Genomic DNA, 21,001 nt, shown 5'->3' with positions numbered 1-21,001 from the left:
ATACGTTGGAGTGCCCCGTGGAAGACAACCGTGTGGTGGAGCGCACCGGCTGGGCGCCGGTGCGCCACTTCGCCGAGCGCAGCGTGCTCGGCCTGCTCGTGGTGACCGCGATCGGCCTGACCTTCGGTGTGCTGTTGCTGCTGGTCCGGTTCCACTGGCAGCCGCTGCTGGACCTGGACCGGTCGGTGGCCGACGGCCTGAACCGCTGGGCCTCCGGCTCGGAGACGACGGTGGCGGTGCTGAAGCAGATCTCCTCGTTCGGCGGGCGCGGCGTGCTGCTGCCGCTGGTCGTCCTGACCGCTGCCGTGCTGCTGATCCGCCGGCGGCCGCGCCCGGCGGTCTACCTGCTGGTCACCGGGGCCGGCGCGCTGATCATGGACCCGTCGCTGAAGGCGCTGATCGGCCGGCTCCGCCCGGTCGTCGAGGCGCCGGTCGCGACCGCGCCGGGCAACAGCTTCCCCAGCGGGCACGCGCTCGGGTCGATGGTCGTCTACGGGATGATCGTGCTGATCTTCCTGCCCGCGGTCCGGCGGCGCTGGCGGCCCTGGTTCATCGGGCTCGCCGCGCTGATCGTGGCGGCGGTCGGGTTCACCCGGGTCGCGCTGGGCGTGCACTTCGTCTCCGACGTGCTGGGCGGGTGGCTGCTCGGGCTGGCGTGGATCAGCGTGACGGCGTACGCCTTCCGGATCTGGCGCCGCGAGGCCGGCCACGAGACCCCGCCGATCACCGACGGCCTGGAGCCGGAGGCCGGGATCGACCTCAAGCCGGCGCCGGCCGAGGGCGCCGTCCTGCCGCACCCGTGGGCCAAGGCGGCCGAGATCCTGGTCGGCTGGGTGTTCGTCTTCGGCCTGCTCTACCTGGTCGGGTACAGCGTCAACCGCTGGGAGCCGGCCTTCGACGACCGGTTCGTGCGGTGGCTGCAGACGTTCCGTACGCCGCGGCTCGACGACCTGAGCTGGCTGGCCAGCAAGGCCGGTGACACCCACGCCATCCTGATCATCTCGCTGATCTTCTGCCCGCTGGCGCTGGCCCTGTGGCGGCAGTGGCGCCCGGTCGTCTTCCTGGCCTTCACCATGATGGGCGAGCTGACCCTGTTCCTCTGCGCCGCCGCGTCGGTGGGCCGCGACCGCCCGTCCGCCGAGCAGCTCGACGGCCCGATGCCGACCTCGTCGTTCCCGTCCGGGCACATCGCCGCGACCATGTGCCTCTGGGCCGCCATCGCGATCATCGTGATGGCCCGGGTCCGGCAGCCGTGGCGCTGGATCTTCCCGGCCCTCGCGGTGATCATGCCGCTGATCGTGGCGCTGTCCCGGATGTACCGCGGCATGCACCACCCCACCGACGTCATGGGCGCGGCCCTGCTCACGGCGACCTGGATCGGGGTGCTGTGGTGGACGGTACGCCCCAACGAGCACGCCGAGACCGTCTCCGAGGCCGCCGTCCGCGTCGAGGACCGCCGCAAGCTGGAGCCCGTCGCATGACGGTCCGCCTGATGACGTGGAACATCAAGAACGGCGGTGGCGATCGCCTGCCGGCGATCATCGAGGTGATCCGCGGGGAGCGGCCCGACGTCCTCTGCCTGCAGGAGCTGCAGCATTTCCCGCGGTACGGGCAACGCCGGCTCCGGGAGCTGACCGACGCGACCGGGATGACCGCGCACCTGGCCCGTTCCCTGTTCGCCCAGCCGGTCGCGGTCCTGGTCCGCAAGCCGCTGCGGATCATCCGGCGGGTGTCGATCAGCTGCCGGCTGCACCACGCCGCCGCGGTCGCCGTGATCGGCACCCCGGCCGGCACACTCACCGCGATCAGCGCGCACCTCAACCCGTTCTCCCCGCAGCGCCGGTACCGGGAGGCCCGCTGGCTGGCCGCCCGGTACGCCTCGGCCCGCTCGATGGTCCTGATCGCCGGCGACATGAACGGCCTCGACCCGGACGGCGACCACGCGGCGGAACTGGCCGCCCAGCCGTCGTTGTACCGGGTCCGGCACCTCGGGCCGGACGGCGCCCCGGACACCCGGGCGGTCGCGGCCATCCGCTCGGAGGGCTTCACCGACCTGTGGCACACCGCCGGCGAGGGCGACGGCCGGACCGTGCCGACCGGTTTCGCGGGCCGCGAGTTCGGCCAGGTCCGCCTCGACTACCTGCTGGCCAGCCCGCCCCTGGCCGCCCGGGCGCAGCGCCTCTGGACGGTCCGGGACGCCACCACCGAGCACGCCTCCGACCACTACCCGGTCCGCGCCGACATCGACCTCTGAGATGACCGTCTTCCCCGCGCCCACCGTGCCCGCCGCCGGCCGTCCGGAGCTGTTCGTCCGCTACCTGGACTACTACCGGGAGACCCTGCTCGCGAAGGTGGCCGCGCTGCCCGAGGCCGAGCTGCGGTCCAGCCGGCTGCCGTCCGGCTGGACACCCCTCGAACTCGTCAAACACCTGCGGTACGTGGAACTGCGCTGGATCGAGTGGGGTTTCCAGGGTCGCCGCGACGTCGGCGACCCGTGGGGCGACCGGCGGGACGACAGGTGGCACGTGGACCCGTCCGAGACGGCGGACGGGCTCGCGGAGGCGCTGCGGGCACAGGGCGCCCACACCAGCGCGGTGATCCTCGGCAGCGAACCGGACGCGGTGGGCCGGCCCGGGCCGCGCTGGGACGGCGACGACCCCGCCACCCTGGAGCGGATCTGTTTCCACCTGCTCCAGGAGTACGCCCGGCACACCGGTCACCTGGACGTCGTCACCGAGATCGCCGGCGGCCCGACCGGCGAGTGACCGTTTCTCCGGCTGGTTCTCAGGGCTGTCTCAGGGCGGTCGAGACAGCCCTGAGAACCAGCCGGATGCTTTTCAGCCGGCGACGACGCGGTCCCGGCCGGAGCGCTTGGCGGCGTACAGGTTGCGGTCGGCGACGGAGAGCAGCGCCGAGAAGACGCCCCGCCCTTCCGGCGCGGTGGTGACACCGATACTGGTGGTGACCGACATGTCCCCGGTGACCGGCTGCCAGCCGAACGCCCGGATCCGCAGCCGCAGCCGCTCGCAGCGCATCGCCGCCTCCTCGGCGTCCACCCCGGGGAAGACCAGCAGGAACTCCTCACCGCCCATCCGGGCCGCGATGGCCCCGCCGGGCGCCGCCTCCTCCAGCAGCTCGGCGACCCGCTGCAGGACGGTGTCGCCGGTGGCGTGCGACAGCGTGTCGTTGATCCGTTTGAAGTGGTCCAGGTCGATGATCGCCAGGGACAGCGGACGGCCCCGGGCGGCCGACTCCAGCAGCAGGGCCGGCACCCGCTCGTTGACGAAACGGCGGTTGTAGAGACCGGTCAGCGCGTCCCGGTGGGCCATCTCCCGGAAGTGCTCGCTGGCGCGGCGGGCCTCGTTGGCCTCGAAGACGGCCTGCAGCGCCCGGGCCCGGGCGTCACGCTGCACCGACTGCAGCGCGGTCATGTCGGCGTGGAAGGCCCGGTGCTCCTCGTACGCCTCGGCGAACCGCCCGGTCGCCGCGAACAGGGCGGCCTGCTCCTGGCGTACCCGGGCCCCGATCCCCGCGAGCTGCCGCTGCGTGCTCAGCGCCCGGGCCGCGTCCAGCGCCGCCTGCGCGTCGTCGTGCCGCCCGTCCAGCCGGCGGGCCTGCGCCAGGGTGAGCTGGCACTCGGCGACCGCGTCACCCTCGTTCGCCACGACCAGGTCGGCCATCACGGGGGCGAGCAGCTCCTCGACGGCGGCGTACCGCCCGCCCATCATCTCGACCTGGGCCAGCGTGTCCAGTTCGTTGGCGGTGAACCGATGCCCGGTGCGGGCCTGCAGTTCCCACATCTGCTCGATCAGCGATCGTGCCTCGGCCTCGTCACCGGTCTCGACCGCCGAGTACGCCATGTTGTTGAGCAGCGACGACGTCTGCTCGTGATCGCCGGCCGCGTCGGCCAGGGCCAGCGCCTCCCGGCTGCGGCGCCTGCCGTCGGCGTGCGAGCCGGTGTCGTCCAGCGCCACCGCGAGGGTCATCAGGTGCCGGGCCCGCAGGTGCCCCGGCACCTCGTCGGTGAGCAGGGCGACACTCTGCACCGCGTGGTTCAGGGCATCGGAGAAGTCGCCGACGTGCCGGTAGAAGACCGACAGCTCCCGGTGCGCCCGGGACAGCAGGTACCGCGAGTCGTGCTCCTCGGCCCAGGCGCGGACCTGCTGGGCGAGCTGCCCGCCGTCGCCGGTGCGGCCCTCTCGCAGCAGCACCCCGGCCTGCAGCAGCGTCGCGCGCTGGCCGACCTCCTCGGCGCCGACCTCGGCGGCCCGCTGCCGCAGCGCGGTCGCGGGCGCCCAGACGGTACGGAACTGGGACAGCGGCCGGCCCTCCAGCTCGGCCACGGCGTCTTCGAGTTCGTCGAGCCGGTGGAGTGGCTCGACAGGGACGAGGCTTGCGGCTTCCGTCGTCAATGTCCCTCTTCCCTGTGATCGCCGTGACGTCTTACGCTCCGGTGCCGGGGTAGCAGACCGGGTCGCATCCGGTTGCGAGACGGGTGCGGAAGAGGCGATCAGCGCCGGGTGCAGACCGGCGTGGCGGTGGCCGGGACCGGCCCGCCGGTCTCGACCCCGACCGTGAAGCAGTAGTTCAGCTTCTCGTTCAGGCTGTAGACGACGTAGTCGGCGGCGCCGGGCCGCAAGGTGGTGATCTTCACCGGGGTCTGCTGGGCCCGCCCGCCGATCACGACCACCTGGCCGGTGGCGCCGCTCGGGTAGACCCAGGAGAGCATGACGCTCCCGCCGTTGTCGCGCAGCCGCACGTTCTGCGGGGCGCCCGGCTCGGCGGTGGTGGCCTCGACCGGCGGGCCGCCGGCGGCGGTGGACGGGCCGGCCGGCGGCAGCGTCGCCCCGTCGGCGCCGGGCAGCATCACGATGACGATCGCGGCGGCCGCCGCCACCCCACCGGCCAGCACCGTGGACAGCAGCAGCGGATGGGCGATCCGGGACCGGCCGGGCCGATCGACCCGCACCGGCAGCCGCCGCGAGTTCGGCGGATCGGTCCGCGTGCCGGTCGGCGCCGTGCCCACCGGCACGGCACGGCCGTCCTCGCCGTAGTCGGGCGCACGCTCGCCGGGCAGCGGCGGCGGGGTGTCCGCGCGGGCGTGCCGGCCGGTCGGGTCCCCGGGCAGCCGGTGCAGGTCGCTGAGATAGAGCGGCTGCTGATAGAGGCCGCCGTTGGGGTCGGTGGCCCGGTCGTCCGGCGGCGCCGGATAAACCCTGCCGTTGGGGTCGGTGGGCCGGTCGTCCGGCGGTGGCTGGCCGGGGGCGTGCACCGGGAACGGCGACGGCCGGGCCCCGCCGGGATCGGCCGCGGTGGGGCGGCGCGGGAACGGGCGGAACGGTTTCTCCCCGGTCGTGTTCCGCCTGCCGCAGACGTGCCGGCCGGACGCCGCCCCGGTGACCAGGGCGGTCGTCTGCCGGGCCAGCGGGTGGTCGGCCGGCAGGTAGCGGGCGCTCAGCTCGGCGGCCAGGGCCAGATGCTCGGCCGACTCGGTGTCCTCGCCGCACTCGCGCTCCATGGCGCCCAGCCGGGCCAGCATCTTGATGCCGGCCGGGGCGGCGTCGCCGTGCACCCGGCGGTGCCGGCGCCAGGCCCGGGCCAGCCGGGAACGGGCCGTCGAGCAGTGCCCGGCCGCGTGCTCGGCGGTGGCCAGGTCGGCCTCGGCGGCCAGCACCCGCGGCGAATCCGGGCCCTCGATCAGGGCGAGCTCGCCGATCAGATCGTGATAGACCGACGCGGCCCGGCCGTGCTGGCCGATCCGCTGGAGCACCGCGGCGTGCATGGCGGACGCGGCGATGGTGCGCTCGTCGCGGGGGCCGTGCAGCCGCTCCTCCGCCGAGTGGGCGAACGCCGCCCACAGCCGGGCCGACTCGGGGTCGCCGAGGGCGATGAGGAGGCGGGCGTGCAGGGCCGCGGCGACGGCGAGATCGGGGGTGGCGCGGCGGGGGTCGGCGTCGGCGGTGCGGAGGATCCCGTCCAGAACGTCGCGGGCGCCCGCGAGATCCCCGGCGGACGACAGAGTCTGTGCCTGGGCGGTGACTTCGGCGAGCGGTGGGGGCATGTATCCCATAGTGCTCACGTGGACACCCTGTGTACAAGTTTTGGCGGGCTGATCGGACACGGTAGAAAGTCGGTATGTCCCCGATTTCGACTGTCACACGTGAACTCCTGCTCCGCCACCTGCAGACCTGGGCGACGGGAGCGCTGCAGCGGGCCCGCCGGGCGACCTATGTGCACGGCTACGCCGACGCCGGCGACGGGGCCGCCGCCGAGGCGGCGCTGCGGGCGCTGGCCGGCCTGCCCGACCTGGCCCGTGGCCGGGAACTGTCCATGGTGGCGGTCGGCGGCGACGTGACCGTGGTGGGGAAGCGGCTGGCCGCGGCCCAGGCCGACGCGGGAGCCGGGCTGGCGGTGCTGCCGGTCGGCGGGGGGACGGACGAGCGGTTGGCGGTCGCGCTGAAGGCGGCCGGTGCTTCGGGCGTACCCCTGCTGGGGTTTCTCGACGCGACAGCCGCAAGCGGGCCGCCCGCGGTGAGCACCGTCCGGGCGATCGCCGCCGGGAAACCGGCCGAGGCGCTGCTGATCCTGCCGCCCGGCACTCCGGTGGACCCCTATCGGGGCCTGGGTTTCCCGCTGGTCACGGCAGCCGGCCTGGCCATCGGGCCGGAGCCGGGCGAGGTGGTCGCCTTCGCCACCACCTCCGCGAAGAGTCTGGAGAGCTTCAAGGAGGCGTTGTGGGAGGCTTGCGAAAACGCGGGGGTACGCCTACGCGGTCCCGCCGATCCGGAACAGCTCCCGGTCGACGTCTCGCCGCGCCCGGACCTCGGCCCGCTGCGGGGTGAGCTGCTCGCCCATCTCGCCGGGGTGGGCCGGGCGACGGTGACCGAGCTGCGCACCTTCGCCCTGACCGGAACCGTCTATCGCGCCGCCGACGCCTCCCGGGTGCTGCACGCGCTCGTGGACGCGGGCACCGTCACCCGGGAGCCGGCGGTCGGCCGGCTGGGCGGCGACGTCGTGATCGGTCTCTAGGAACTCAGCGGGACCGGCTCTTGTCCTGCTTCCAGGACAGCGGCCCGGGCAGGTCGACGCGGTGCGCGCGGGTCTTGGAATTCCAGGACCAGCGGCCGATCTTCAGGCTCCAGGACGAGTAGCCGTTCTCGGTGAAGTTCAGGACCAGCGGGCCGATCTTCTTCCGGCTGCGGTAAACGATGCCCATCGGAACCTCTCCCATCTCGTAGCTGATGGGCCCAAGATTCCCGATGGGCTCGATTCACAAACGTCAGCGTGGCTGCCAGGCGTCGGGGCGGGTGGTCAGCTTGCGCACATGCGCCGGCATCCGCCCGCTGACCAGCTCGGCGAGGCTGACCTCGTCCAGCACCTCGCGCACCGCGGCACGCACCGCCACCCAGAGGTTCGGCAGGTTCTCGGCGGCGCCGGTGTACTGCGTCTCCTCCGGGCGGAGGCCGCGCACGCCGGCGAGCGGGCCGTCGACGGCCCGGATGACCTGCCCGACCGTCACATCCCGGGGTGGGTGCGACAGCGTGTAACCGCCCTCGGCACCGCGTTGCGCCCGCACCACGCCGGCCCGCCGCAGGTCGGCGAGCACCGCCTCGAGGAACTTGCGGGGCATTTCCTGGTCTTGGGCAATGGCCTGGGCGGACATCAGGGCGGGGTAGGCCTGCGCCAAACTGAGGGCGGCCCGGACCGCGTAGTCGCCGCGCGCGGAGATCTGCACCTGACTATCATGCCCCGCCCCCGCATCCCGGATGCACATGCCCCAGGGGTTTATGGGGATTCGGTCAATCCGCCGGTTGTCGTGGGCCCGGAATGGCGGCCGGGCGGTCGCCGGTGAACCGGGCACGGAACTGCCCCGGGCTCAGCCCCGTCTCGCGGTGGAAGAACCGGCCGAAGTTCGTCGGCTCCCCGAACCCCAGGACACGCCCCACCTCGGCGACCGACAGTGACGTCGCGGCCAGCAGCCGCCGCGCCTGCAGCGCCACCCGGTCATCCACCACCTGCTTGGCGGTGCGGCCGGTCAGGGCGAGGCTGGCCCGTGTGAGGGTGCGCACCGAGCAGTTCAGCTCCGACGCGTAGTCCTCCACCCGGCGGGTGTGCGGGTAGCCCTCCTCCAGCCGGACCCGGAACCGCTCGAAGGTGCGGCTCTCGACATGCGCGTGCTGGTCGTCCACCGGATCGAGTTGCCGGATCCGCAGCAGCAGCGCCGCCAGCTGGTGACGCAGCAGCGCGGCGGTGACCGGTCCCGGCGGCCCGTCGGCGTCCGCGGTGAGATGGGTGAGGGCGGATCGCAGAAGCCCCGGATCGGGCGGGGTCAGCGGCCTGCGGGCCGGACCGGCGGGATCCTCGGGGCTCACCTCCGGCAGCTCGTCAGGGCCGAACAGGCCGGGCCGGAACACCACCGTCACCGGATCGTCCGCCGGAGCGGCGAACCGGACCGCCTGCCCCGGGCGGACCCAGAGCAGGGTGCCGGGACCGCACAGGTGCTCACCGAAATCGATCTCGGCGAGCAGCGGCCCGGTGGTGGTGAGTACCAGCGCGTGACAGTTCAGCAGGCCGGTCGCCGCACCGGCGGCGAGCGGCAGGGTGCATCCCCCGATGCCCGACCACTCCGGTGGAAGGCAGGCGGGTGCTGGCTCAGTGTCATGAATGAGTGCTGACATCGCGCCTGACGGTAGTCGTCGATGTCTTCCCGCGCATCCACTAGCGCACTGACTGAGGTGTATGTCCGATTCCCGGCGCGGTATTCGCTATACGTCCGATTCCGATTTCTTTTCGGAGATCGCTTGTTTATCCGGATAAAGGGCGACCCGCGCGGACCGGCAGAGTCCGCGCGGGTCGCCCTGATATCGCTTATCGACCGGCCAGCAGCCGATTGACCGCCGCGTCGACGTCCAGGTGATCCGACTCCCGGCCGCGGGGCACCACCACGTAGGTGCGCCGCAGGAAGCGGACCAGGACGCTGCGCGGCACCTCGAACAGCGCGTTCCCGTCGGGTGACGACAGTGCCAGGGCGACGAAGTCGCCCCGCGGCGTGGCCCACGGCCACACCCGGACATCGCCGATCCCGGCCGGCTCGTCGAGCCCGGTGACGAGCAGTTCCCGCGCGAAGGACCAGCTCACGGCTTCCCCACCGGCTGATTCTGCGTGGAACAACACGTGTACCGCATACGGGTCGGCTGGGTCGTACCGCAGGCTGGCGCGCACGGGCAGTGCCGTCGCGTCAGGCGCTACGAGCCGCAGCGAGGTTTCGACCTCGACGGTCGTTGGACGAATGGTACTCATGGACGAACTCCCCCCGGCACCGCTGCGAGGCTGGTGAACCCCGCGTTTCCCATACTCAGGCGATCCTTGTAGTTACGCTCCGCCATACGCTGATCTCACCCAGTAGTGGGAAGACGGTTCCGAAAACCCCTCCGCGCAGGACGTAAAGAGATATCTTGTCCTGTTCTGCCCATGTACTCGGTTCCGCCCGGCGTCGGGTGGTCCAGCAGTTGACTTACTCCGGTAACGTCCATTCCTCCCGGGTAGTGACGGGGCTCCCGGACACTGGGGGATGAAATGGGTGTAAAACCGGACGACGGGGTTATGTGACGTGCGTGTGCTTGACCGTATCCGGTCCAACTCCACCGGCCGCCTCGCTCTCAAGATCGGCGTCGGGATCGTCGGTGGCCTGGTCGTCGCCGTCGGCATCGTCCTGATCCCGTTCCCCGGCCCCGGCTGGGCGATCGTGATCCTCGGGCTGGCCATCCTGGCGGTGGAGTTCGCGTGGGCCAAAGGAGTCCTCGCGTTCACCAAGCGCCACGTCCAGAGCTGGACGCACTGGATCGGCCGTCAGTCTCTCCCGATCCGGGCGCTCGTGGGCCTGGTCGGCATGATCTTCATCAGCGCGGTGGTCTGGTTGAGCGTTCTGCTGAGTTTCGACCTCAACCTGTTCACCTGGACGCTCGACTTCCTGGGGTGGCGCTGACCCCCTGGTTCGCGTGCCCGGGCGGTCATCTAGTAGAGTTCCATCTCGTTGAGGGCGATTAGCTCAGCGGGAGAGCGCTCCGTTCACACCGGAGAGGTCACTGGTTCGATCCCAGTATCGCCCACTCGGATCCGCAGGTCAGCGGCATGATCGATGACCTTGCTCATTGGCTCCCATCTTCGGATGGGAGCCTTTTGCTTCCCTGGTAACCGCCCCGGTGCTCATCACTCGTTACGTCTGGTGGTGCGCCCGACCCCGGATACCTGATGCTTTCGCGGCTTACAGCCTGTGAAGTCGGTTCGGCTGGGGTCACCAGTAGCCACCGTTGGCGAGCCATCGGGTTTGCAGACGGGCGAGTAGCCGGGTGGTCAGGGTGGGGGCGACGTGGGCGTACTCGACCGACTCCGTCGGCACGTCCAGCGGATCGGCGAGGACCAAGCCCAACGCCCGCAGCACCGAGCGGCACGCGGCGACCGCTACCTTGTGCGGCATGCACTACACCTACTTCGCCGCCCGTTCCGACGCGGCCGCTATCGAGGTCCTGGACCGGCCCGGGAGTTCGGGTCAGTCGTCGGCGGACGCCGGCCTACTCTCCGAGCTGGTCGACGGGGTGGGGTTCTCCCAGGAGCTCGGCTACTACGCCGATCTCATCCTGGGTAGCGGCACCGACCTCGACCTCGAAGACTGGGAGCATCGCATCGACGCCACCACGGACGAGCGGAGGGTCATTCTCCGGCTGCCGCCGATCCTGGTCCGGGCCATCGCGGACACCGACATCGAGCACCTGCACAACCTGGTCCCGGCCTGGGCGCAGTTCCCGCACTTCGCCGAGCGGAACCCGGACCGCCTCCGCACCTTCGCCACCGAACTGCACCGCCTGTGCCGCACAGCCACCGAAGCGAACGGCGGCGTCTATTCCTACGGATATGCCTGACCCGCCGGCGCCGCCCGGCGAACGCGCGCCACCACATATGAGAGTGTCGACCCGCTGGATGCACCGTTCGGCGGGACAGCCGCGTACGGTCTGCGGCTGTAGGGTGCGGTGATCGTCTTGCCGGTCCGATCCGGAGGTACCGTGGCCATCGAACCTACCGTGCGCGATGTCGTCGACAGCGCGATCACGCTGCGGCTGGTGAGCACCGAGAAGGCCGTGGTCCTGTCGGACTGGTCGGATCATCCGCTGTCGGAGTACGGCGGCGGTGACACCGACGCCGAGGTGGCGGTCGGTGTGCTGATCGACCTGCAGGTCGGCTTCGAGGTGCACAGTGACGACGTCGACGACCTGCTCTCTGGCTACGAGGGGACGTTCGAGGAACTGACCGCGTGCACCGACGGCCTGGTCACGGTCGCCGACGTCGAACTCATCGAGTCCGCGAAGGGTTACGACGTGCTGCGGTTCAGCCTCAACGGCGAGCTGGTCGAGTGGACGGTCGAGCACCGCGGCGGCGACTACCTCGACCAGATGCCCTTCTTCGAGAACATGGACGCGTTTACCGTACCGGCCGTACCGAAGCGGTGGGCTGTGATCGACATCGACGGTGAGCCCCTGCCCGGGCGGTACGTCTTCGGTGAACCGGCCGCTCTGCACGCGTTCGGCGAGCGGTTCGGTATCACGTTCGAGGTCTACGCCGCTGTGTGAGGCCGTTCCGCTTTCAGGGAAGTGGAACGGCCGGTCGTGTATGTCAGATTGCCCGGCGCACAAGGGTGGCCGTCTCGTGGACGGCATCGGCGACCATGTGGGTATGACCGATCAGCCCATTACCTTGTGCGGCCAAGGCTCAGCTTTCGCCGCAGCGTAGTTGTCGAACCAGGCGAATCATCTCGGCCTCCTCGGCGCTGACCTTGTCATCCTGACCAGCACAGTCCAAGACACCACCCCGACCGATCGCCTCCCACGAGATCACCGGGCCTTCAGTGATCCCGCCGTCGCAGCTGAAGCGGAACGGTACGTCGACGGTTCGGATCCACTCGTAGCTCACGGAGCGCCCAGTCCCATCGAACGTCGCGGACTCCCCTGCAGCCGGGCGGTGCACGACGCCGTAAGCGGGCAGCGACTCCTTTTCTGCGTACGCAGCCGCCAGTTGGCGGTAAATCGCCTCCGCTGGCACCGGCGTACCGGCCTGCACCTTGGCCGTCCGGGTACTGACCTCGGCATACGGCTCGTCGAGAGTCATGCCTTTGATGACTGCCTCAAGCACCGGCGTTACGCCAGTCAACAGCGGGTTGTCGTCATGGTTCTGGGGGCAGGTCGGATTGACCACTCCTAGATCAGAATTGTTCTGCTCCCTGCATGACCACTACCAGGTCGCAAAGGTGCTCACCCGACAGGTGATACCGCTGGCATCCATCGAACTTGGCATGTCGATGGACGGCCGCCGACACAGGTCCCGGGCCATGAACGGCGCGAAGATGGAAGCTCAGGACGCCCCGACGCGCCCGGCACTGTGGAGCAGGACGGGACGCCGTTGCTGTAGAAGAAGGGTCGCGAAGTCGTCGGCGACCTTCGGCGCGGAGCGGTCGATGATGAAGCCCGGCGGCCCCAGGCGAGTCGGGCGGCTATGTTGCCGGGCGACCGCGTGCCTGTCGGGCTGATGGCGGCAATCCCGAAAGGTTTCTCCAATGCGATGATCAGGGCGGATACGAGGCGTCGTCCAGACCTGGGCTCAGGGAGCGAAAGGCACGTGACAGCAACACCGATGCAACGCCCAGGCGGGCGCACCGAGCGCATCCGGCAGGCGGTCCACCGGGCCGTCCTCGACCTGCTGCGTGAGTCGGGGCCGGCGTTCACTTATCACGACCTGGCCGAACGCTCGGACGTCAGCCGGCGCACGCTGCATCGGCGGTGGCCGGATCGCACCGATCTGATCGCCGAGGCTCTGCGGGAGGACTACGGCACCCTCGATGTGCCGCTCACCGGCGACATGTCCCATGACCTGCGCGAGTACGCGCTGCGTTTCCGGGATTTCTCGGCGCGGTCCACCACGATTCTGGTCGACGGTCTCGCCGCACTCGCCCCCGATGCCGGGCTGGCCCGGATTAGTCGTGATGCGTTCGAGCAGTCCACCAGCGGTGTCCAAGCGCTGCTGAGCGTGGCAGTCGAGCAGGGGCAGTTGTCGAAGGATGTCGACCTGGGCGTGATCCTGCACATGCTGGTGTCGCCGATCGTCGTGAGCTGTTCGATCCTGCGTGAGCCGTTCACCGACGACGAGGTGACGGCCCTCGTCACGCACGTGCTGCTCGCTGCCCGGCCGAGCTGAACCGGACCGTACAGCGAACGGCTGTGGCCCGGCGACCGGTCAGGCGCTGCGGATGTCCATCCGCAGCGCCTCGGCGAGATCGACGGCTTGGTCGGCGGTGATCACCGTGTCGCGCAACTCGACCTCGCGCGGGTCGAAGGCGGTCATGACGCTGCCACGCAGATCGGCACCGCCGAGATCGACCTCACGGAACGTCGCCCCTGCGCAGTGCGCGCCGCTGAGGTTGGCCCCCCGCATCGTCACCCGGGTGAAGTCGGCCGTACTCAGAACGGCGCCGGCCAGAGCCGGCCACGCAGCCTCGATACAGGTGTGGCCATGACGTGTCCCTCTTTCATCCTGCCTGATCTTCCGTGCCGGACGAGGACGGGCCTCCGGCCGTGTGATCGGTCGGAGGCCCGCTCGCGGACCAGCCGGTCAGCCTTCGCCACCGACCGGCTGGATGTCGGCGTTATGCGGCCGCGGGGTTGGGGAACGCACCCGTCACGGTGGTCTCCTGGGTGATCACGACGGCAGGATCCTGCACGAAGTGGTCGATGAAGTCGGCAGCGGCGAAGCACACCTCAGGAGTGAGCACACCGGTCCCGGTGACACGGCCGTCGATCAGCGCCTCCACACCGATCCGGGCAGCCGTCGAGGTCGGGTCCATCGCGTCCTCGCTGCCGCCGAAGTGCATCAGGGTCTTGATCGCGACCTGCCGGCCCGCGCGTACGCCCTCGACCTCCACCGTGGTGCCGTTCAGCACCGGTACGGAGTCGTCGAAGAAAGCGAGCTGACGGTCGGAGCCGACGAGCGCGCCGAGGAACGCCACGGGGGATATACCGGCACTCTCGAGGACTTCGCCGGAGGACAGGCCGGCGTCGATCAGCGCCCGCCAGCGGTCGTTGGCGCCCTCCTCGAGCCAGGTCAGCCGTACGGAGACCTCCTCCAGGTCCGGGAAGGAGTGGCCGAGCATCGCGGTCTCGCCGTGGCCGGCGTTGTAGGTCTTGTGCGTCCCGAACGGCGCCGGTACCTGGATCTCTCGCTCGTCACCGAAGCCGGGAACACTGCGGAACGTTCCCTTCTCGTACCTGATGACGTCTCCCGTCGTGATGTGGAACATGTGATCGATCACCGCGGGGCTGTAGTAGCGCACGCCCTGGAACGACAGCAGCATCGTGACGATGACCCGGGTCGCAGTATCCACCTGGTCGATGGAGTGGCGGGCGATGATGTTCGAGACGCCCGGCGTGGTGCCGCAGCCGATGATGATGCGGATGCCGGCCTCGGCAGCCCTTGCCCGCAGGCTCTCATCGCCGAGAACCTTGACGGCTACGTCGTCATCGTCGTTGACGTCGAGGTAGTGCACCTTCGCCGCGATGGCGCCCTCCATGATGACCGCGGCGTTGCGGTAGAACGGCCCGGCCGTGTTCAACACGATGTCGACACCAGTGAACGCCGCCGCCAGCGATTGCGGGTCGTGTACGTCGACCTGGACGGCCTCGGCGGACTCTCCGGCGGCCGCGGCTGCCCGCTGGGCGTTCTCGATTCGCAGGTCGCCGACCCGGATCTGCACCTCCGGCCGACGTTGAGCCAGTTGGAGAGCAGCGTTCGCGCCGACGTTGCCGGCGCCCAGGAAGAGGACTCGCATGGATTTCCTTTCGATCAGTGCATCGCTTAATTGCGCACAGTGTGACATTAATGCGGTCGGGGTGGTTCCGCGAGAGGATGAAGATCTCCAAACCATGGCGCTCTGAAGGCTTGCCATGCAGGCAAGCCACGTCTACCCGCACCGTCGCCGGTTGCCGCCCGGGCCGACTGCTGTCAGTCGGCGGAGCGCGCCGCGTCCGCCGAATCGAGAAGCGTCTGCAGCCCCAGCGCGATGAAGACTCTCTGGACTGGGCCGCGAGCGTTGACGACGTGGAAGCCGACGCCGGCATCACGGGCCACCTGGGCGCCGACCAGCAAACATCCGGCGGCCTCGGAATCAATGAAGGACACGGCGTACAAGTCGACGACGATCACCGTGCCCCGACCGCCGGTGGCCGGCTGGAGCAGAGCCTCCCGCAGGCGATCACGGGCGCTGAGGTCCAGCTCCCCTGACAGGTGAACCCATACGCCTGATGTCCTGGCCTCATGGGCCCAGACCGGCTCTTCGATGATCGAGAAGCACTCGATCGGCTCTCGGCCGTCGGGGGTCGTGATGGCGGGCCCGCCCAGGGTGGGCTCAGTCGCAATCATGTGGAGCCCGCCGATCGGTACGCCGGCCGGTCCGGGCCGCAGAATCGACCAGGGCAGCGAGGAGAGTCGCCGCAACGGCGAAGGTGACCGCGGTTGAAACAGTGCTGTCCAGCAGCACCGAAGCAAACGCGGCGGCGCCGGTCAGCATCAACCCGAGAGCCAAAGCTGACTGCCGGGGTGGGCGGAAAGTGGCCATGTCACTCCTTCCGATGGCCGGGTGGATCGGGGTGTCAGTAGCGGGCCGGGCCACGGTGAGGCGCGACCGAGCGGCCGTCGGGCATCAACTCACCGGTGTCGTCGAACGTGATGACGCCGTTGCATCGCAAACCCCAGCCTTGCTCGGGGTACGCGATCACGATGCGGGCGGCTTCGTGGTCGGCCGCCTCCGCCAACGGGCACGCCGGCTCATGCCGGCAGATCTCACGGGCTTCTGGCAGGGCACGGAAAGCCGGCGCGGTGGACATGGGATTCCTCTCGGTCGCACGGGTCGGAGACGAGCCCCGATGGCGTGGACCTACGTTACCGACTCGATGGTCGGCAGTGCAAACCTTTTGGTCGGTTAGGAGCGATCGCCAGATCGGGCCAGGCATTACCGATCAAACGGTAAGCTGTGCGGACCTTATGGTTTGCTCCGAGCGCGAGAACATGGAGGAGAGCGTTGGCGCAGCACCTGGAACGCGATACGGCGAGGACCCGACGACTGATCCTCGACGCCGCCGCGAAAGTAGTCGGCAGCAAGGGCGCCGGTGCCAGCGTGGACGCCATCGCCAAAGAGGCCGGAGTCTCCAAGGGCGGCCTGCTGCATCACTTCCGTTCCCGCGAACAGTTGCTCATCGCCGTAGCCGAAGACCTGGCCGAGCAGTGGATCGCCAGCGTGAACGCCGCGGTCGACCCGCGTGACCACGCCGCCGGCCGGCTGGTCCGGGGTTACATCAACGCCACCTTCGACTACGTGCTCGACGGCACCAGCATCCCCGAGCAGGCCATCCTGCATGCCGTCCTGTCGTCTGTGCCCGGTGTCCCCGAGGTCTTGCATCGGGACCGGCTGTGGTGGCAGAAGGCCCTGGACGACGACGGTCTGCACCCCCAACGGGTGCTGCTCATCGTCCGGGCCGCCGACGGCGCCGCTGTGACCAGCCTCGACGAGGGTGCCAAGAACGTCGAGGAGCTCGAAGGCTTCCGGACACTACTGCTGGCTCTGAGCCGACAGGACGGACCACTCATCGGAGAATGACGTGGTTGCAATCTGCAGGGCATCCCACGTCCGGCTTGCCCGCCGGCCCGGCACCGGATTTTCGCTGCCCAGCCTCAATGGCTCCCCTACGCTACGGCCTCGGACACCAGGGTCCTTGGGGCTCGGCTGAGGAGATGGCGGCGGGGGAGCAGCTCACTCCTCACCGGACATTGTGTTTGCCCTGTTCAGAGATTGTCCTCAGTGATGGCGGGGAGCACCACCACGATGAATTTGGGCTGTTCGGGGCGGGTGGTGCGGCGCTGCTCCCAAAACCGGCGATCGGGCGGGGAACAGGCGGGGGTGAAATGAGCAGCGTCAAACAGCGCCGAACGACGTTCAGTCAGCGTCGGGCGACGCTGACTGAGCAGGACAAATCTATATCAGTGCTGGTCAACAGCTTGATCGGACTACGTTCACGCCGGAGAGGTCACTGGTTCGATCCCAGTATCGCCCACATGGCATCCAGCTGCGAAAACACCCGTTGCCACAATCCACGGCAACGGGTGTTTTGTCATAGTCTCGGGAGTGGCGGCGGTCCCGTGGTCCGCTTCGCCTGAGCCGCTTCCGGAACGCTGTCCTCGATCATCCGGGTCCTGTGGGTGTGCCGGGGCGACCAGGAATGGCGGCAGCACCAGGGGCCCGACAGCGGCGGGAGGTCCGCAAGCGGCGGCCGTACGCCCACCGGGTGTTCCGACACAAGCTCGCCGCCCGCCGTAGGCGGCATGCCCGTCAGGTAGTGGTCCCCGCGCCGAATAACCCCAGCTGGAAAGCGGGCCGGGTCCGCGTGGCGGATCCGGCCCACTGACGGCGGTTGCCGGGAACCTCGGTCGAGGTTCCCGGCAACCGCCTCTTCCAGCTCAGGGTGGGTGCTGTTACATGATGCGGTTGAAGGAGTTCCAGCCGGAGAAGCCGATCTGGGTTGCGGTGCTGTACGGGGTGCCGTTGTCGCGCTCGATGTTGTTGGCGTAGTACCAGAGGGTGCTGTCGCTCTTGCGGACGACGAGGTCGGTGAAGCCGTCGCCGGTGACGTCGGCGCCGACGATCGCGGTGAAGGCGTTCCAGCCGTGGCCGATCTGAGTGGGCGCGGCGCTGTAGGGCATGCCGTTGTCGCGGCCGATGTTGTTGGCGTACAGCCACAGGGTTCCGTCGGACTTGCGGGCGACGAGGTCGGTGAAGCCGTCGCCGGTGACGTCGGCGCCGATGAGGTTCTCGAAGTTCCAGCCGCTGAAGCCGATCTGCTTCGCGGCGCTGAACGGGCTGCCGTTGTCGCGGGCGAAGTTGTTGGCGTAGAGCCACAGCGTGCCGTCGGGCTTGCGGGCGACCAGGTCGGTGAAGCCGTCGCCGGTGACGTCGGCGCCGATCAGCTTGTTGAAGCCGCTCCAGCCGTGGCCGATCTGGGTGGCGGCGCCGTACGGGCTGCCGTTGTCACGCTCGATGTTGTTCGGGTACAGCCACAGGGTGCCGTCGGTCTTGCGGACGACCAGGTCGGTGTAGCCGTCGCCGGTGACGTCGGCTTTGACGACCTGGTCGTAGGCGCTGCCCCAGCTACTGCCGATCTTGGTGCCGGCGGTGTATGGCACGCCGTCGTCACGGACGATGTTGTTGGCGTACATGGTCATCGTGCCGTCGGAGCCGGTGACGACGAGGTCGGCGAACGAGTCACCGGTGACGCTGTCGCCGCGCCGCGGCTGATCGGTGGACGATCCGGCGCCGACGCCGGCAGGTGACACGTAGCCGTCGATGGAGGCGCTGGAGCGCTGGTAGCCGGCCCGGCTGACCTTGCTGAGGCGGTTGTCCTTGTTGTCCTGGTTGCCGCCGATGGTGTAGACGCGGCTGCTGTCGGCGCTGGTGACGATGGCGACGTGATCGATGGGGTGGCCGTCGCTGGAGCTGCGGTCGTAGTCGAAGACGATGGCGTCACCGGGCTGAGGCACGTACCCGCTGGAACGGGAGTGGTAGAGCCCGCGGTTCTGCCCATAGGTCTTGAACGACTGCGCCCAGGAGTCCAGGCCCTTGATGTCCGGCACACCGGAGGTCCCCCACACCCAGCGGGCGAACTCGGCGCACCACTCGATGTCGCAGCTGTTGTAGTAGCTCGGGTCGCAGCCCTTGCCGCCGAGTTGTGAGGTGGCCTTGTCGACGATGTTCTGCCGGGTCGGGGCTGCCGAGGCGGGAGCGGCGATCAGACCGATGCCGGCGAGCACGGTCGTCGCGCCGATGAGCGCCTTGCGGCCGAACCGGTGCTCCTTGCGGGGCCGTGTCCCGGTGGTGGCGGCAGTGGCGTCGGTCACGGAGGTGGAACGTCCGAACAGCATGGTGAGCCTTTCGAGGAATGGTGGTCGATTTCGAGCGTGCGAGGTCGGGCTACCGATTCAGAGAATGGCGGCCGGTGATGTCGGGGTGTCACGGAATCTGTCTTCCGCGGGGTCGCGCGATGGTTTTTCAGATCAGTGGCTGCAAGGTCCAGCCGACGGTGTCCGGGCCGGCGGCCAGTGCCCCGGCGCAGAGTCGGGCACCCACGGCGCGGGCCTTGTCGTCACTGGTGGCCATCAACAGGATCCCCACGTCCAGGTGGTGGTGGCGGAGGCCGTCGTGCTCAGCGAGCTCCGCCTCGAGAGGACTGGCGGGCCGGATCCTGATGTGCTGCACCCGGTCGGCGGCGGTCGCCTGCGCCCACAACCGGGCCGTGAGATCTCCCGTCAACGGCTGCTGAGCTGCTGAAACGTGCCATCGCAGGGGACCGGACAGCCGGTAGGCGCACAGCCTCATCCATGCCGTCGTCTCCAGTGCTCTCACCCCCATTCCAGCCCTCCGGCGGCCAGCACCGTCACGGCCGCGCCGTGCTCCCCGGCCTGCTGCTCCGCGCCGGCCGGGGACGGCGTCACCATCAGGGTGAGGACCGTCGAAGCCAGAACCAGTCCCACCGTCGTGAACGTCTTGTTGATCGCTTTGCGCATGACACACTCCTCCTGTGGATCGCATTTCTGTTTAGCGGCGGGACCTTTTTGTCGTCTGCCGCTGAAAGGGCGCTTGTTTGCTGCCGTTCTGCGGTGCCCTTCGCTGAGGACAACAATGCGGTACCGGTGGGGCGAAGTCGATGGATCGGGCCTGGCACGAACGTGCCCCGGCACGTTTGGGCCACCCATCGACGAGGGGCTTGCTACAGCGCGTCATGGTTCAGATACTTGGTGCCGCTGTGCACCGCTCGGGGGAGGGGCGAAGTCTTGTTGGGTGCCATCGGTCTGTCGGCCGACGCAGAAGCCGTCTACCTGGCCTTGCTCGCCTCACCGCAGCTGGACCTGCAGCAGCTCGCCGCCCACATGGGCCTTGCCGAGAGCGCCGTCCGCAGCGCACTGGACGAACTGATCGACCTCTCCCTGGTCGCCCACAGCGGCGCCGGGCTGCGCACCATCGGGCCGACCCTCGGGTTGTCCTCGCTGATCGCCCGCGCCGAAGCAGAAGTGGCCGAACGCCAGCGCCAGCTGGAAGCCACCCGGACCGCCGTGATGTCCCTGGCTGCCGCGCACGAGCAGGCCCGCGACCGCGAACAGGTCACCAAATGGGTCGGCGTCGACGCGGTACGCGGCCGTCTGGAGGAACTCGCCACCGCGATCACCGTGGAGTGCGTGTCACTCAATCCCAATGCCGCTCAGAAGCCGGACAGCAAGAACGCGAGCCGGCCCCTCAATCAGCGCCTGCTCGATCGTGGCGTGACCCTCCGTGCCATCTACCAGGACAGTTATCGGCACAACCCGCTCATGCAGGAGTACGCCGCCTGGCTGACCGGCCTGGGCGCGGAAGTCCGCACCGCACCCACCCTGCCGATGCTGCTGATCGTGGCCGACCGGCGGATCGCGATGCTGCCCATCGATCCGTTCGACAGCGCCAAGGGTGCCCAGGAGATCCACGCCCCCGGCATCGTCGCCGCCGTCTACGGGCTCTTCACCCAGATCTGGTCGACCGCCACACCGATGGGTCAGGCTCCCCTGCCCGATGCCACCGGACTCGACCCCCAGCTCCGCGAACTGGCCCGGCTCCTCGCCGCCGGCAGCACCGACGAGGTCGCCGCCCGCAGAATGGGCGTCTCAGCACGCACCATCAAACGCAAGTCCGCAGAGCTCATGGACCTGCTCGACGCCCGTAGCCGCTTCCAGGCCGGCGTCATCGCCGCCCAACGCGGATGGATCCAACCCCACGACACCTCCACGCGAAAAGCCGACGCCACGCTGACTGTCCACGGATAGCCACCACGGCATCAGCGCACGGCCTCCTCTCGTAGGGAAACATGGTTGAGGACGGCCGAGCCGT

25 protein-coding genes and 1 tRNA gene are annotated in these 21,001 nt (G+C 69.5%); 11 read left to right on the top strand and 15 right to left on the bottom strand.

Features of this window, described 5'->3' with window-relative positions:
* Nucleotides 1-17 precede the first annotated feature (17 nt).
* Genes ACZ3II_RS13740 through ACZ3II_RS13730 form a run of 3 tightly spaced genes read left to right on the top strand, consistent with a single transcriptional unit; the run spans nucleotide 18 to nucleotide 2,765 of the window.
* Complete coding sequence (locus ACZ3II_RS13740; protein WP_465517966.1) at nucleotides 18-1,481, top strand: phosphatase PAP2 family protein; 1,464 nt, start codon at nucleotides 18-20, stop codon at nucleotides 1,479-1,481.
* A complete protein-coding gene (locus ACZ3II_RS13735) occupies nucleotides 1,478-2,254 on the top strand; it encodes an endonuclease/exonuclease/phosphatase family protein (RefSeq protein ID WP_465517965.1) in 777 nt (258 codons plus the stop codon). Before ACZ3II_RS13740 ends, ACZ3II_RS13735 begins: the two co-directional genes overlap by 4 nt.
* A 1-nt stretch (nucleotide 2,255) precedes the next feature.
* Nucleotides 2,256-2,765: a mycothiol transferase gene (locus ACZ3II_RS13730; RefSeq protein ID WP_465517964.1), complete on the top strand. Its 510-nt coding sequence runs from the start codon at nucleotides 2,256-2,258 to the stop codon at nucleotides 2,763-2,765.
* 72 nt (nucleotides 2,766-2,837) lie between these two features.
* Here ACZ3II_RS13730 and ACZ3II_RS13725 read toward each other — a convergent pair whose 3' ends face one another.
* Together ACZ3II_RS13725 and ACZ3II_RS13720 are read right to left on the bottom strand one after the other, a co-directional pair.
* On the bottom strand, nucleotides 2,838-4,412 hold the full coding sequence (locus ACZ3II_RS13725; RefSeq protein ID WP_465517963.1) for a GGDEF domain-containing protein: 1,575 nt from the start codon (nucleotides 4,410-4,412) through the stop codon (nucleotides 2,838-2,840).
* 98 nt (nucleotides 4,413-4,510) lie between these two features.
* Complete coding sequence (locus ACZ3II_RS13720) at nucleotides 4,511-6,070, bottom strand: fibronectin type III domain-containing protein (RefSeq protein WP_465518399.1); 1,560 nt, start codon at nucleotides 6,068-6,070, stop codon at nucleotides 4,511-4,513.
* 65 nt (nucleotides 6,071-6,135) lie between these two features.
* Between ACZ3II_RS13720 and ACZ3II_RS13715 the strand changes: the two genes are divergently transcribed.
* Nucleotides 6,136-7,029: a hypothetical protein gene (locus ACZ3II_RS13715; RefSeq protein WP_465517962.1), complete on the top strand. Its 894-nt coding sequence runs from the start codon at nucleotides 6,136-6,138 to the stop codon at nucleotides 7,027-7,029.
* A gap of 4 nt (nucleotides 7,030-7,033) precedes the next feature.
* Here the strand turns inward: ACZ3II_RS13715 and ACZ3II_RS13710 are convergent, their stop codons facing one another.
* The 4 genes from ACZ3II_RS13710 to ACZ3II_RS13695 form a co-directional block, all read right to left on the bottom strand.
* Entirely contained in the window at nucleotides 7,034-7,216 is a 183-nt protein-coding gene (locus tag ACZ3II_RS13710) for a DUF4236 domain-containing protein (protein ID WP_043522949.1), read from the bottom strand.
* A 63-nt stretch (nucleotides 7,217-7,279) separates the two neighbouring features.
* On the bottom strand, nucleotides 7,280-7,735 hold the full coding sequence (locus tag ACZ3II_RS13705) for an RrF2 family transcriptional regulator (protein ID WP_043522948.1): 456 nt from the start codon (nucleotides 7,733-7,735) through the stop codon (nucleotides 7,280-7,282).
* A gap of 64 nt (nucleotides 7,736-7,799) precedes the next feature.
* Complete coding sequence (locus ACZ3II_RS13700) at nucleotides 7,800-8,678, bottom strand: helix-turn-helix domain-containing protein (protein WP_465517961.1); 879 nt, start codon at nucleotides 8,676-8,678, stop codon at nucleotides 7,800-7,802.
* 190 nt (nucleotides 8,679-8,868) lie between these two features.
* Nucleotides 8,869-9,300 carry an SsgA family sporulation/cell division regulator gene (locus ACZ3II_RS13695; RefSeq protein ID WP_014446635.1) on the bottom strand — a complete coding sequence of 144 codons (432 nt, stop codon included), beginning with the start codon at nucleotides 9,298-9,300 and terminating at the stop codon, nucleotides 8,869-8,871.
* Nucleotides 9,301-9,610: 310 nt separating this feature from the next.
* Between ACZ3II_RS13695 and ACZ3II_RS13690 the strand changes: the two genes are divergently transcribed.
* Both ACZ3II_RS13690 and ACZ3II_RS13685 read left to right on the top strand, forming a co-directional pair.
* A complete protein-coding gene (locus tag ACZ3II_RS13690; protein WP_465517960.1) occupies nucleotides 9,611-9,985 on the top strand; it encodes a TIGR02611 family protein in 375 nt (124 codons plus the stop codon).
* A 52-nt stretch (nucleotides 9,986-10,037) separates the two neighbouring features.
* Nucleotides 10,038-10,109 (top strand) — tRNA-Val (locus ACZ3II_RS13685).
* 185 nt (nucleotides 10,110-10,294) lie between these two features.
* Here ACZ3II_RS13685 and ACZ3II_RS13680 read toward each other — a convergent pair.
* Nucleotides 10,295-10,477: a hypothetical protein gene (locus tag ACZ3II_RS13680; protein ID WP_465517959.1), complete on the bottom strand. Its 183-nt coding sequence runs from the start codon at nucleotides 10,475-10,477 to the stop codon at nucleotides 10,295-10,297.
* Between ACZ3II_RS13680 and ACZ3II_RS13675 the strand changes: the two genes are divergently transcribed.
* The gene (locus ACZ3II_RS13675) at nucleotides 10,476-10,919 is read left to right on the top strand and encodes a hypothetical protein (RefSeq protein ID WP_465517958.1); all 444 of its coding nucleotides are present in this window, start codon (nucleotides 10,476-10,478) and stop codon (nucleotides 10,917-10,919) included. The two genes, ACZ3II_RS13680 and ACZ3II_RS13675, sit on opposite strands and share 2 nt — an antisense overlap.
* A 141-nt stretch (nucleotides 10,920-11,060) precedes the next feature.
* The gene (locus tag ACZ3II_RS13670) at nucleotides 11,061-11,624 is read left to right on the top strand and encodes a hypothetical protein (protein ID WP_465517957.1); all 564 of its coding nucleotides are present in this window, start codon (nucleotides 11,061-11,063) and stop codon (nucleotides 11,622-11,624) included.
* Nucleotides 11,625-11,763: 139 nt separating this feature from the next.
* Here ACZ3II_RS13670 and ACZ3II_RS13665 read toward each other — a convergent pair whose 3' ends face one another.
* A complete protein-coding gene (locus tag ACZ3II_RS13665) occupies nucleotides 11,764-12,246 on the bottom strand; it encodes a hypothetical protein (protein WP_465517956.1) in 483 nt (160 codons plus the stop codon).
* 435 nt (nucleotides 12,247-12,681) lie between these two features.
* Between ACZ3II_RS13665 and ACZ3II_RS13660 the strand changes: the two genes are divergently transcribed.
* Nucleotides 12,682-13,242, top strand: a complete 561-nt coding sequence (locus ACZ3II_RS13660; protein WP_465517955.1) for a TetR/AcrR family transcriptional regulator — start codon at nucleotides 12,682-12,684, stop codon at nucleotides 13,240-13,242.
* Nucleotides 13,243-13,281: 39 nt separating this feature from the next.
* Here the strand turns inward: ACZ3II_RS13660 and ACZ3II_RS13655 are convergent, their stop codons facing one another.
* The 4 genes from ACZ3II_RS13655 to ACZ3II_RS13640 form a co-directional block, all read right to left on the bottom strand.
* On the bottom strand, nucleotides 13,282-13,524 hold the full coding sequence (locus ACZ3II_RS13655; protein ID WP_465518398.1) for a pentapeptide repeat-containing protein: 243 nt from the start codon (nucleotides 13,522-13,524) through the stop codon (nucleotides 13,282-13,284).
* Between the two features lie 166 nt (nucleotides 13,525-13,690).
* Nucleotides 13,691-14,869, bottom strand: a complete 1,179-nt coding sequence (locus ACZ3II_RS13650; RefSeq protein ID WP_465517954.1) for a saccharopine dehydrogenase family protein — start codon at nucleotides 14,867-14,869, stop codon at nucleotides 13,691-13,693.
* 173 nt (nucleotides 14,870-15,042) lie between these two features.
* On the bottom strand, nucleotides 15,043-15,534 hold the full coding sequence (locus ACZ3II_RS13645) for an STAS domain-containing protein (protein ID WP_465517953.1): 492 nt from the start codon (nucleotides 15,532-15,534) through the stop codon (nucleotides 15,043-15,045).
* 155 nt (nucleotides 15,535-15,689) lie between these two features.
* Complete coding sequence (locus ACZ3II_RS13640; protein ID WP_465517952.1) at nucleotides 15,690-15,923, bottom strand: DUF5999 family protein; 234 nt, start codon at nucleotides 15,921-15,923, stop codon at nucleotides 15,690-15,692.
* Nucleotides 15,924-16,117: 194 nt separating this feature from the next.
* On the opposite strand from ACZ3II_RS13640, the gene ACZ3II_RS13635 reads away from it, so the two are divergent.
* Nucleotides 16,118-16,693, top strand: a complete 576-nt coding sequence (locus ACZ3II_RS13635; RefSeq protein WP_465517951.1) for a TetR/AcrR family transcriptional regulator — start codon at nucleotides 16,118-16,120, stop codon at nucleotides 16,691-16,693.
* Nucleotides 16,694-17,565: 872 nt separating this feature from the next.
* Here the strand turns inward: ACZ3II_RS13635 and ACZ3II_RS13630 are convergent.
* From ACZ3II_RS13630 to ACZ3II_RS13620, 3 genes are all read right to left on the bottom strand, one after another.
* A complete protein-coding gene (locus ACZ3II_RS13630; RefSeq protein ID WP_465517950.1) occupies nucleotides 17,566-18,984 on the bottom strand; it encodes an FG-GAP-like repeat-containing protein in 1,419 nt (472 codons plus the stop codon).
* Between the two features lie 151 nt (nucleotides 18,985-19,135).
* On the bottom strand, nucleotides 19,136-19,396 hold the full coding sequence (locus ACZ3II_RS13625) for a hypothetical protein (RefSeq protein ID WP_465517949.1): 261 nt from the start codon (nucleotides 19,394-19,396) through the stop codon (nucleotides 19,136-19,138).
* An 89-nt stretch (nucleotides 19,397-19,485) separates the two neighbouring features.
* Nucleotides 19,486-19,650 carry a hypothetical protein gene (locus ACZ3II_RS13620; RefSeq protein ID WP_465517948.1) on the bottom strand — a complete coding sequence of 55 codons (165 nt, stop codon included), beginning with the start codon at nucleotides 19,648-19,650 and terminating at the stop codon, nucleotides 19,486-19,488.
* A 267-nt stretch (nucleotides 19,651-19,917) separates the two neighbouring features.
* On the opposite strand from ACZ3II_RS13620, the gene ACZ3II_RS13615 reads away from it, so the two are divergent.
* Nucleotides 19,918-20,937, top strand: coding sequence for a LuxR family transcriptional regulator (locus ACZ3II_RS13615; RefSeq protein ID WP_465517947.1), 1,020 nt, complete (start codon nucleotides 19,918-19,920; stop codon nucleotides 20,935-20,937).
* The last annotated feature ends 64 nt before the right edge of the window (nucleotides 20,938-21,001 follow it).

The sequence above is a fragment of the Actinoplanes sp. NPDC019969 genome, from assembly GCF_055562375.1.
The sequence above is the reverse complement of the archived record's forward strand: the minus strand, read 5'-3'. Positions and strand labels throughout refer to the sequence as shown.